At 69.9% G+C, this 11,077-nt stretch carries 12 protein-coding genes; 5 read left to right on the top strand and 7 right to left on the bottom strand.

The features are described 5' to 3' along the window. Nucleotides 1–136: 136 nt before the first annotated feature. Genes mshC through ACFVJS_RS21725 form a run of 4 tightly spaced genes read right to left on the bottom strand, consistent with a single transcriptional unit; the run spans nt 137 to nt 3,548 of the window. The gene (mshC, locus tag ACFVJS_RS21740) at nt 137–1,369 is read right to left on the bottom strand and encodes a cysteine--1-D-myo-inosityl 2-amino-2-deoxy-alpha-D-glucopyranoside ligase (protein ID WP_378884769.1); all 1,233 of its coding nucleotides are present in this window, start codon (nt 1,367–1,369) and stop codon (nt 137–139) included. Between the two features lie 32 nt (nt 1,370–1,401). After that, complete coding sequence (locus tag ACFVJS_RS21735; RefSeq protein WP_378884766.1) at nt 1,402–2,205, bottom strand: SCO1664 family protein; 804 nt, start codon at nt 2,203–2,205, stop codon at nt 1,402–1,404. Continuing rightward, entirely contained in the window at nt 2,192–2,797 is a 606-nt protein-coding gene (locus ACFVJS_RS21730; RefSeq protein ID WP_378884764.1) for a DUF3090 domain-containing protein, read from the bottom strand. The genes ACFVJS_RS21735 and ACFVJS_RS21730 overlap by 14 nt, the downstream gene beginning before the upstream one ends. Before the next feature lie 10 nt (nt 2,798–2,807). Continuing rightward, a complete protein-coding gene (locus ACFVJS_RS21725) occupies nt 2,808–3,548 on the bottom strand; it encodes a histidine phosphatase family protein (protein ID WP_378884761.1) in 741 nt (246 codons plus the stop codon). Nucleotides 3,549–3,617: 69 nt separating this feature from the next. On the opposite strand from ACFVJS_RS21725, the gene corA reads away from it, so the two are divergent. Continuing rightward, complete coding sequence (gene corA, locus ACFVJS_RS21720) at nt 3,618–4,598, top strand: magnesium/cobalt transporter CorA (protein ID WP_378884758.1); 981 nt, start codon at nt 3,618–3,620, stop codon at nt 4,596–4,598. 307 nt (nt 4,599–4,905) lie between these two features. Here corA and ACFVJS_RS21715 read toward each other — a convergent pair whose 3' ends face one another. The 3 genes from ACFVJS_RS21715 to ACFVJS_RS21705 are packed head-to-tail and all read right to left on the bottom strand — an operon-like array spanning nt 4,906 to nt 8,192. Continuing rightward, entirely contained in the window at nt 4,906–6,045 is a 1,140-nt protein-coding gene (locus ACFVJS_RS21715) for a hypothetical protein (RefSeq protein WP_378884756.1), read from the bottom strand. 46 nt (nt 6,046–6,091) lie between these two features. Beyond that, the gene (gene ilvA / locus ACFVJS_RS21710; RefSeq protein ID WP_378884753.1) at nt 6,092–7,348 is read right to left on the bottom strand and encodes a threonine ammonia-lyase IlvA; all 1,257 of its coding nucleotides are present in this window, start codon (nt 7,346–7,348) and stop codon (nt 6,092–6,094) included. A 19-nt stretch (nt 7,349–7,367) separates the two neighbouring features. Continuing rightward, nucleotides 7,368–8,192: an undecaprenyl-diphosphate phosphatase gene (locus ACFVJS_RS21705; protein WP_378884750.1), complete on the bottom strand. Its 825-nt coding sequence runs from the start codon at nt 8,190–8,192 to the stop codon at nt 7,368–7,370. Between the two features lie 121 nt (nt 8,193–8,313). Here ACFVJS_RS21705 and ACFVJS_RS21700 point away from each other — a divergent pair, with 121 nt between their 5' ends. The 4 genes from ACFVJS_RS21700 to ACFVJS_RS21685 all read left to right on the top strand — a co-directional run. Next, entirely contained in the window at nt 8,314–9,264 is a 951-nt protein-coding gene (locus tag ACFVJS_RS21700; protein WP_378884747.1) for an aldo/keto reductase, read from the top strand. Between the two features lie 108 nt (nt 9,265–9,372). Continuing rightward, a complete protein-coding gene (locus ACFVJS_RS21695; protein WP_206444247.1) occupies nt 9,373–9,552 on the top strand; it encodes a DUF5703 family protein in 180 nt (59 codons plus the stop codon). A 46-nt stretch (nt 9,553–9,598) separates the two neighbouring features. Then, on the top strand, nt 9,599–10,156 hold the full coding sequence (locus ACFVJS_RS21690) for a histidine phosphatase family protein (RefSeq protein ID WP_378884744.1): 558 nt from the start codon (nt 9,599–9,601) through the stop codon (nt 10,154–10,156). 89 nt (nt 10,157–10,245) lie between these two features. Continuing rightward, a partial coding sequence (locus ACFVJS_RS21685) for a phosphotransferase family protein (RefSeq protein WP_378884742.1) occupies nt 10,246–11,077 on the top strand: 832 nt, incomplete at its 3' end.

Raw genomic sequence — 11,077 nt, 5'->3', positions numbered from 1 at the left:
ACTCCCCCCCGCCTCGCGATCTTTCGCTCCGTCTCGCGGGGGGGGGTTTTGGGGTGGGTTGGGCCGCCGCGAGATCCTTACTGCACGTGCGGGACCACGACCGTGACGTCTCGGCCGACGTATCTGACGTCTCGGCTCAGAGCTTGATGCCCAGCGCCGCGTCGACGAGCTTGGCGATGGTCTCCCCGGCGAGAGCGTCGGAGGTCTCGGCAAGACCGCCCTGACCGAGAGTCGCGGCGACCCAGGCGTCGACGGCCTCGACGGCACGTGGCGCATCCAGGTCGTCGGCCAGGGCGCCCAGCACCGTCTCGACGACCGGAGCCGCGGGGGCACCGCGGCCCAGGGCCACGGCCTTGCGCCACTCGGCGATCTGGTCGACGGCGTCGAAGAGCTTGGCGTCGGTCCACTCCCAGTCGTCGCGGTAGTGGTGGCCCAGGAGCACCAGCCGGATCGCCATCGGGTCGATCTCGGAGTTGCGCAGGGCGGAGACGAAGACGAGGTTGCCGCGCGACTTGGACATCTTGTGGCCGTCGTAGGCCACCATCCCGCCGTGGGTGTAGATCTCGGCGAACTCCTTGCCCGCGGAGCGGGCGTGGGAACCGGACATCTCGTGGTGCGGGAAGACCAGGTCGGAGCCGCCGGCCTGGACGGTGAACCCGGCACCGAGGTGCTCGAGCGCGATCGCGGTGCACTCGATGTGCCAGCCGGGCCTGCCGGGGCCGTAGGGCGAGGGCCAGGACGGCTCGCCGGGACGCTCGGCGCGCCACAGCAGCGGGTCGAGCGGGTCCTTCTTGCCGGCCCGCTCGGGGTCGCCGCCGCGCTCGCCGAAGAGCGCGAGCATCTCCTCACGAGACATCCGCGACTCGTCACCGAAGGCGTCGTCGACGGCCACCGAGGCGTAGACGTCGTCGTCGACCTTGTAGATCGCGCCGGCCTCCTCGAGCTCGCCGATCAGGGAGAGCACCAGCGGGATCGACTCGACCGCGCCGATGTAGTTCTGCGGCGGAACGACGCGCAGCGCCTCCATGTCCTGCCGGAACAGCTCGGTCTCGCGCTCGGCGAGCGCCTCCCACGCGATCCCGACCTTGTCGGCCCGCTCGAGGAGCGGGTCGTCGACGTCGGTGACGTTCTGGGTGTAGCCGACCTCGTAGCCGGCGTTCAGCCACGCCCGGTGGAGCAGGTCGAAGGCGACGTAGGTGTTGGCGTGGCCGATGTGGGTCGCGTCGTAGGGCGTGATGCCACAGACGTAGAGCGAGCGGCGGCCCTGGCCCTGTGTCGGGACGACCGCGTCCCGCTGATGGTCATAGAGCTGCACCTCGGGCCCTTTGACGGACAGTTCTGGGACATCGGGTGCAGACCATGCGCGCATGGGTGCAGCCTACTTGGCGGACCTCACGTGTCTCAGAAAGGAGGCCACGGGATGACATGCCGGTCGTAACCCGGTCGGGGGAAGACCCCCTCGGCGAGCAGCCGCTCGCAGCGGAGCCCGAGCGCCTCGACCTCCCGACCCGAGAGGTACGCAGCCAGCTCCCGCCCCAGCGGACCCGACAGCCCCGCGTGGACCGTCCGGATGCCGGAGAGCTCCTCGTCGGAGAAACCCAGCCCCTGCCAGCCCCACAGGACGGTGCGCAGCTTCGGCTCGTCGTGGAAGGTCAGCCCGTGATCGCAGCCGTAGCGAAGCCCACCGGCGACCGGCAGGACGTGACCGCCCTTGCGGTCGGCGTTGTTGGTGATCGCGTCGAAGACCGCCATCCGCCGAAGCTCGGGCGTGTCCTCATGAACCAGGGAGACGACCCGGTCCTGCTCGTCGAAGCCATCGAAGACCCTCAGGAAGCCGGAGGGGACCTCGCCCTCGGGCACGATCGTGACCGGCTCGACGCTCTCGTCGGCGTGAACCCAGCGCTGGATCATCCCGGGGCCGTGCGGCCCGTCGCCGAGCCAGGTCTTGGGGACGACCGACCAGCCCAGCGCCTCGGAGACGAGGTAGGAGGCGACCTCGCGATGGGCGAGGTTCCCGTCGGGGAAGTCCCACAGCGGCCGCTCCCCCGCGATCGGCTTGTAGACCACCTCGGTCTCACCGAGGATGGCCAGGAACGTCGCGTTGGAGGCCGTCGTCAGCCGCCCGACGAGCTCCATGGCGCCGTCGCTCCGGGAGGCACCGTGCTCGATCTCCGGGGCCGGGTCCACAGGATCAGACCGGGTCACGGCGCTTGAACCCGTTCGCCCGGACGCACAGGTGGCCCTCGGGGTCGATCGGGTTGCCGCAGAACGGGCAGTTGGGACGCCCTGCGCCCAGCACCGCCTCGGCACGCTTGACGAAGGCGCGGGCGTTGCGCGGGGCGATCCGCACCAGGAGCACCTCGTCGGGCTCCGGCTCGTCCAGCTCGATGGCGGCCACGGCGTCCTCGTCGACCAGCGCGCCGGTCTCGTCGACCTCGGCGATGATCTCGGTCTCGTTGATCGGGAAGACCTCGAGGACGACCTTGTCCTCGTCGGGGTCCCAGGCCAGCGTCATCGTGCCCGCGCGGAACTCCTCCTCGATCGGCTGCTCCAGCGGGCCGTTGTCGTCGAGCTCATAGGGAGCCATCGCCGGCACCACGGCGGGCGCCGACTTCATCACCTCGTCGAGGAGCTCGTCGAGCCGCTCGGCGAGCACGGTGACCTGCTGCTTCTCCAGAGCCACGGAGACGACCCGCGCTCCCTCACGCGCCTGGAGGAAGAACGTACGCGCTCCGGGCTCGCCGACGGTGCCGACGACGAATCGTTCGGGCGGGTCGAAGGCGTGCATCACAGGCATGCCACAAACCTTATCCAGCAGAGTCCAAACCGTCTCCAGGACCCGAGCCCCCACCGACGACGGCGTCGTCGTTGCGACGGCGCGACGGCTTGCGTCCCTTCTTGGCCGAGGGCTTCGGGGCCAGCCAGGACAGGTCGCCCGCATGCGTGTTCGTGGCCAGGACCGAGGGACGGCCCTCGCCGTAGCGGACCACCGAGATCGATGCGGGGTCGACGTGCAACCGCTGGAAGAGGTCCAGGTGCATGCCGAGCGCGTCGGCCAGGATCGACTTGATCAGGTCGCCGTGGCTCACGCATAGCCAGACCGCCGAGTCGCCGTGCGCCGCGGTGACGGCGGCGTCGTGGCGGCGTACGGCCTCGACTCCTCGGGCCTGCATCGCGGCCATCGACTCACCGCCGGGGAAGGTGACGGCGGAGGGCTGGGTCTGCACCGTCTTCCAGAGCTTGCGACGCGCCAGCGTGGTGATCTTCTCCCCCTGCCACTCGCCGTAGTCGCACTCCGAGACACCGTCCTCGACCACGACGGTGGGCAGCTCTGCGCGAGCCTCGAGGATCACCGACAGCGTCTGCTGACAACGCTCCATCGGGCTGGTCACCGCCAGCGCCAGCGGGACCGCCGCGATCCGTTCGGCCGCTCTGCTCGCCTGCTCCACGCCGCTCTCGTCCAGCCTCACCCCGGGAAGCCGGCCGGCCAGCGTGCCGGCTGCGTTCGCCGTCGTACGGCCGTGTCTCACCAGGATCATCGTCGCCACGACTGGCGACCCTATCCTGACCGGTGAAGCCGTCCCATGATGCCGGGCGGCATGGCCTAACCTGACAACGTGATCGTCGACAGCGCTCTCTACCGCGCCGGCGCGCGGGACAGGATCGACTGCGCGCCGCACGACTACGCCACGCTCCGAAGTGGCGTGAAGGACGAGGGCGACTTCGTCTGGCTCGGGCTCTACCAGCCCAGCCAGTACGAGCTCGAGGAGGTCGCCGAGGCTTTCGGTCTGCATCCGCTCGCCGTCGAGGACGCTCTCACCGCCCACCAGCGGCCCAAGCTGGAGCGCTACGAGGGCGGGATGTTCCTGGTCGTCAAGACGCTGTGGTACGTCGACCCCGAGGACGCCGTCGAGACCGGCGAGGTCGCCTTCTTCATCGGTCCCGATTACGTGATCACGGTCCGTCACGGTCGCGGCTCGCGGCTCGCACCGGCCCGCGAGCTGCTGGAGACCAGCGACGATCAGCTCCTCAACGAAGGTCCCTACTCCGCCGTCCACGCCGTCGTCGACTACATCGTCGACGGCTACGTCGACGTCGCCACCGAGCTCACCAAGGATGTCGACGAGGTCGAGACCTCGGTCTTCTCCGACGAGCGCACCCACGACTCAGCCCGGATCTACCGGCTCCGCCGCGAGATCGCGGAGGTACGCCGCGCGGTGATGCCATTGCGCGAGCCGGTGCGCCGCTTCGCCAACGGCGAGGGCGGGATCGACCCCGACCTGCGGCCGTACTTCCGCGACGTCCTCGACCACCTCTCCTCCATCGTGGAGTCGATCGAGAACCTCGAGACCCTGCTCTCCTCGGCCTTCGAGGCCCACCTCGCCCAGCTCTCGCTGCAGCAGAACGATGACATGCGAAAGATCTCCGCAGGGGCGGCGATGATCGTGGTGCCGACCCTGATCGCAGGGATCTACGGGATGAACTTCACCCACATGCCCGAGCTCGACTGGAGGTTCGGCTACCCGTTCGCGCTATTGCTGATGAGTGGCGTGATCGCCGGGATGTGGATCTTCTTCCGCAGGTCCGGCTGGTTCTGACCCGCGTCACTACCCTCTGCGCCACCAACTGCGCTGCCGATGCTCTGCCGCCTCGCGTGCGCACTCCCGGAGCTCGTAGGCCACGGCTCGATACACGGTGGCCCACTGCTCCCCCGTGAGCCCGCCGACCTGAAGGTCGCTGCTCCGCGCGCTTGTGAAGACCTGTGCGTCTTCGACGTACTTCGCGGCTTTCGCTTCGAGCCACGCTACGTGGTGCGGGGTGATACTCATTGCGGCCAGTATTTCACGTTTGACGGACCTGGCCCGGCTTGTCCGCCCTGCAATCCCCATTCATACCGTTACGCAACTAGTCGAGCTGCTTGACCAGACGGGCCTCGAGGTGCTCCCGATCGCACCACAGGGAGAGGTCGTCGGCGAACTCCGACTCGGCCGCGCCGCCCTGCGAGTCGAGCTGCTCGCCCTGGTTCCACTCGGTGAGCATCGCCGCGTCGTCGTAGCCGGTCGGCATCCGTGGACCCTGGTAGCGGACCGCCACGACCTCTTTCTCGCGCACCGAGATCATCCACGCCCAGCCCGCGTCGTCGCCCTCGGCCGGTTGCCAGGCGAAGACGAGCGGGCCCCGCTCGCCCTTGGTGGTGACGCAGTGGTCGCGCAGCGCCGGCGCCGAGCAGGGCTCACGGGTCATCCAAGCGGGCGGTGACTGCGCGGCGAGAACGTCGATGTCAGCGTCCGGCATGCCCGTGAAGTCAGGGGAAGAGCGCTGCAGCAGCCGCCCTCCGATGGCGTCGGGGCCGAACCGCTCGCGCAGCGGGGACCGGATGACGCCCTTGTAGTAGCCGTAGCCGCCCCGGCCGCCGACATAGGCCTGGGCGATGCCGTGGTCGGTGTTGCGCACCAGCTCGTACGCCTCGGGCTCCGGCTCGCCGCCCGCCCAGTCGTCGAGCTCCTCGCCGAGGGCGAGGGTCGAGGAGGTCGCCTGGTAGCGGAGCCGTGGGTCCTCGACGACGGCGACCAGCTTCCCGACGCTGATCGGTATGGCGAGCCTGCGGGGGTCGCCGCTGATCGTGGGCCCGGAGTAGTCGATCGAGGCGGTCTCACCGTCGTCGCGCAGCAGCACGATCCTGACATTGCCGGGGTCCTCCTCGGGCTCCTCCTCGGTCCAGCGAAGCTGCATCTCGGCGTTCTTCACCTCGGTCGGCAGGTCGAGGCAGTGTTGTTCGAGCTCGCGCCGGCATGGACCCTCCGCGGGCGGCTGAGCCGAGACGGCCACGCTGACCAGGTCGCCGTCGTACTCGCCGTCGGCGCCGTAGCGAAGGTCGACCGAGACCTGCTCGGACGGCGTGGACTCGTCGGTGTAGGAAGCGGCCCGGGTCGAGGTGTCGGTCGGCAGGTGCTCGAGCGCGACCGCTGCGACGGCGCGGTGGGTGATCCGGCCGGGATCGCCACCGGCGTCGACAGTCTCCCCGGAGCACGCCGAGACGATCATGGCGCCGACGACGGCGATACCCCCAAGACCTTGGTTGACACGGGCATCAGTGCAGGAACGTGAACAGCGGTGAGTCGGGCTCGATCCGCTCGATGAGCAGGTCGCTGGCGCCCATCCGCTCCAGCAGCCCCTCGAGACCGTCGGCGGAGTCGAGGTCGATGCCGATCAGCGCGGGTCCGTGCTCACGGTTGGACTTCTTGACGTACTCGAAGACCACGATGTCCTCGCCGTCGGCCAGCACGTCGTCGAGGAAGCCGCGCAGCGCGCCCGGGGCCTGCGGGAACGAGACCAGGAAATAGTGGCGCAGGCCCTGGTGGATCAGCGCCCGCTCGAGCACGTCGGCGTAGCGGGAGACGTCGTTGTTGCCGCCGGAGAGGACGGCTCCGACGCGCGTGGCGCCACCCAGGTCGATCTGCCCCAGAGCCGCCACCGCGAGGGCGCCGGCGGGCTCGGCGATGATCCCCTCGGTCTGGTAGAGCTCGAGCATCTCCACGCAGATCGCGCCGACCGGCACCGAGACGAGCTCGTCGACGTACTCCTTGACGATCGGGTACGTCACCGTCCCCGCGGTCGCCACCGCGGCCCCGTCCACGAAGGTGTCGAGCGTGTCCAGCCGCACCGGCCCGCCTGCCTCGAACGCAGCGGCCATCGAGGCGGCGCCTTCGGGCTCGACGCCGATGATCCGGGTCTGCGGCCAGACCTCGCGCACCCAGGTCGCGACACCCGAGGCGAGGCCACCGCCACCGACCGGCAGCAGCAGGACGTCCAGCGGCTCGGCGATCTGAGAGGTCAGCTCGTAGCCGACCGTGCCCTGCCCGGCGATCGTGCGCGGGTCGTCGAAGGCCGAGACGTAGGTGGCACCGAGACCGCGCCCGAGCTCGTAGGCGTAGGCGGAGGCCTCGTCGTAGGTCGAGCCGTGCAGGGTCAGGGTGACGTGCGACCCGCCGAGGGCGGTGATCCGGTCGCGCTTCTGCTTGGGGGTGTTGGTCGGCACCACGATGTGGCCGGGCACCCCGAGCCGGGCGCACGAGATCGCCACCCCCTGGGCGTGGTTGCCGGCCGACGCGCACACGACGCCGCGCTCGAGCTCCTCGGGAGTCAGCGAGCTCATCAGGTTGTAGGCGCCGCGGACCTTGTAGGACCGTCCGAGCTGCAGGTCCTCGCGCTTGAGGAGGACCTCGGCGGCGTACCTCTCCGAGAGTCTGACCGAGCGCTCGACCGCGGTGCGCGTGGCGATCGTGCGCGCGGCGGCTTCCTCGATCGCAGCGGGTGTTACGGCAGGCTTCTTGCCAGACTCAGACACGTGCCTGAGTTTGTCACGATCACCACTCGGTGAGCACGCCCGCGCCGAGGAGCACCAGAACGGCGAGGCCGAGGACGACCCGGTAGATCACGAACGGCGTGTAGGTGTTGCGCGAGAGGTACTTCAGCAGCCAGGCGATCACTGCGTAGCCGAGGACGAAGGAGACGATCGTGGCCACGATCGTGGGACCCCAGCCGTAGAGGTTGTCCTCGTGGGCGATGTCCTTCATCTCGAAAAGGCCCGCCCCGAAGACCGCCGGCAGTGCCAGCAGGAACGCGTACTCGGTCGCCGTGGCCCGCTCGTAGCCCAGCGCGCGGCCCATCGAGATCGTCGCCCCCGAGCGGGAGACGCCGGGGATCAGTGCACAGGCCTGGGCGCAGCCCATCAGGATCGCGTCGCGCCAGGACAGGTCGTCGAACTGCTTCCGGTTCTCACCGATCCGGTCGGCGATACCGAGCACGATGCCCATCACGACGAGCATGGTGCCGACGACGTAGAGGCTGCGCAGGTCCTTCTCGATGATGTTCTGGAACAACAGCCCCATGATCACGATCGGGAGCGACCCGACGATGATGAACCAGCCCATCCGGGCGTCGGTGTGGCTGCGGAGCTCCGGGTTGACGAGGCTGCGGGCCCAGGTGGAGATGATGCTCCAGATGTGCTTGCCCATGTAGGCCAGCACAGCGAGCTCGGTGCCGATCTGGATCACGGCGGTGAACGCCGCGCCAGGGTCTCCCCAGCCGAGCAGCTCGGGGAAGATGCGCAGGTGTGCGCTGGAGGAGATGGGCAGGAACTCGGTGAGTGCCTGAAGGATGCCCAGTGCGATCGCCTGCAGATAATCCACGGGCGCAAACTCTAAGGGGCATGTACGCAGCCCCCGATGGCTGCCTCCCCGCCGGAGTGTCCACCGTCACTGCCAGCGTGTCCGGCCGGGGCCTCGCGGTGGACCCGGATAGATTGTCCTCATGCAGAGCCGACTCCTCGGAGCCACTGGGCTGCGAGTCTCGTCTCTCGCCCTGGGCACCATGACCTGGGGCAGCGTGACCGATGAGCACGAGGCCCGTGAGCAGCTGGCCGGTTTCACCGAGGCCGGCGGCACGCTCGTCGACACCGCCGCCGGCTACGGCGACGGGGCTTCCGAGAAGCTGCTCGGCACGCTTCTCGCCGAGCGTGCGGTGGCCCGCGACGACATCGTCCTGGCGACCAAGGGCGGGATCACCTGGCGCGGCGGCAACCGCGGCGTCGACACCTCCCGCGGCGGGCTGCTCACCGGTCTGGACGCCTCGCTGAAGCGGCTCGGCGTGGACCACGTCGATCTGTGGCAGGTGCACGTCTGGTCCCCCGAGGTGCCGCTCGAGGAGACCCTCTCGGCGCTCGACATGGCGCTGAGCAGCGGCCGCACCGCCTACGTCGGCGTCTCCAACTACACCGGGTGGCAGACCGCCCAGGCGGCGACCTGGCAGCGGTCCGTGCCCGGGCGGGCGACGCTGGCCTCGACCCAGGTGGAGTACTCGCTGCTCGCCCGCGACGTCGAATACGAGGTCCTGCCCGCCGCCGAGGCGATGGGCATGGGCCTGCTGGCCTGGTCGCCGCTGGCCGGTGGCGTGCTGACCGGGAAATACCGCACCGGCATCCCCTCGAACTCCCGCGGGGCCGACCCGACGTTCTCGGCCCGGGTGGACGCCTACGACGACGAGCGCTCGCGCGGCATCGTCACCGCCGTCGCCAAGGCCGCCGAGGGCCTGGAGTGGACTCCGCTGCAGGTCTCGCTGGCCTGGGTGCGCGACCGTCCGGGCGTCACCGCCCCGATCCTGGGAGCGCGTACGGCCGCCCAGCTCAAGGAGGCCCTCGAGGTCGCCGAGCTCACCTTGCCGCCCGAGATCGCGCTCGCGCTCGACGACGTCTCGGCGGTCTAACCGCCCGCGCGGGAACATCTCTTCCGGCACACTGGTTCTCCTGAGTAGTCCAGCAGAAGGAGTGCTGCCTTGGCCCGAGCCGAACGCCGCCCACCCCGCCCGGGAGTGATGTGGGAGTACGACAAGGTGACCTTCTCGCGCGAGTTCTCGCGCAACATCGTGGCCAAGCTCCTGGTCGAGCGTGCCGAGCACGGCGGCTGGGAGCTCGACCGGGTGCGGATCACCGCCGACGGCACCCGCCGGGTGACGCTGCGCCGCAAGATCATCCGGCAGCGGCTCACCGTCTGAGCGCGTCTGCGCGCCCCTCACGCCGGGAGACATTAAGGTCCTTGGCGTGATCCATCTCGTACGTCACGGCGAAGCCGTCGGCGAGGACACCGCCGATCCCGGTCTCTCCGAGCTCGGCCGCAGCCAGGTTCAGGCCCTCGCCAACCGGCTGGCCTTCCGCCCGGTCCGTCAGGTGCTGCACGGCCCGAGCCGGCGTACGTCCGAGACCGCGTGCATCCTCACCGAGAACCTCGGCGCCGGCGCGGCGGCCTCCGACCTGCTCGCCGACCGGACCCCGGTGCCGTCGCAGGAACGGCGCGGTGACTACCCGACCCACCGCTGGGAGTGGTTCGAGGACGTCCCCGAGGCCGAGCGCGACATCAACGGAGCCGAGCTCACCGCCGCGTGGCACAAGCTCTGGTTCGACCACCACGACGAAGAGATCGTGCTGGTCACCCACGCGTCCGTGGTCGCCTGGTTCGTACGCCAGGTGCTCAACGCCCCGCCGGCGACCTGGATGCGGATCGGCCCGATCGGCAACGCGACCCTGACCAGCATCGGACCCAACATCGCCGGTGAGCCCGTGGTCGAGACGTTCAACGCCGAGGTCGTCCTGCCGATCTGAGCCAAGCGGCGCCCACAAGGCGCCAACAACACGGACATGAGGCCGCGACACGGTGCCGGAAGGCTTTACCGCGCTGGCAGGATCCGCCCGTGACCTCGGCACTCGACACCCTGACCCCCGTCCAGCGCGACCTTCTCGACCAGTGGCTCCCCGGAGCAGAGCTGGTCTCCGACCGGAGCGAGCTGCGTCGCGCCGGCACCACCGCTCTCGTGCTCGCCTCCGGCGAGGACCGCTTCCTGGTGAAGGCCGCGGCAGAAGGCGTACGCCATATCGACCGTGAGCTCGCCGCCTTCCGCAGCTGGCTGGCGCCCTGGACCGAAGCCGGGCGCGCGCCGAGCCTCGTCCAGGCCGACCGGGACGCCCGGATCATCGTGACGACCCATCTCGACGGCGAGCCGGCCAGCACCTCGGCCGCCATCCACGACCCCGAGATCTACCACCAGGCGGGCGAGCTGCTGGCGACCTTCCACGGCCAGGCGAGGGTGGAGGACGAGGACTACGAGGCCGAGATCAACGAACGCGCCGTGGGTTGGCTCGACGACGCCGGGCTGGACGCCGAGCTCACCGAGCGGCTCCGCGAGGACCTCGACGGCTGGGAGGCCCCGGTCACGGTCCTGCGGCCGAGCCATGGTGACTGGCAGCCGTCGAGCTGGGTGATCGACGGCGGCACGCTGCGCGTGGTCGATACCGGCCGGTTCGGCTTCCGTCCCGCGCTCTACGACCTCGGCCGGCTGTCGTCGCATGACTTCACCCGCAACGACGCCTTCGAGAAGGCGTTCATCGACGGCTACGGGTCCGACCCGCGCGAGCCGGAGGCCTGGCACCGGCTCCGGGTGCGCGACGCCCTCTCCGTCGCCCGGTGGGCGCACCGCACCGGGCATGCCGAGGTCTCCGCGCTCAGCGCCGAGACGCTCGTGGGGC

Origin of the sequence: Nocardioides sp. NPDC057772 (assembly GCF_042798075.1) — a bacterium.
Taxonomy (GTDB): Bacteria; Actinomycetota; Actinomycetes; order Propionibacteriales; family Nocardioidaceae; genus Nocardioides.
The sequence above is the reverse complement of the archived record's forward strand: the minus strand, read 5'-3'. Positions and strand labels throughout refer to the sequence as shown.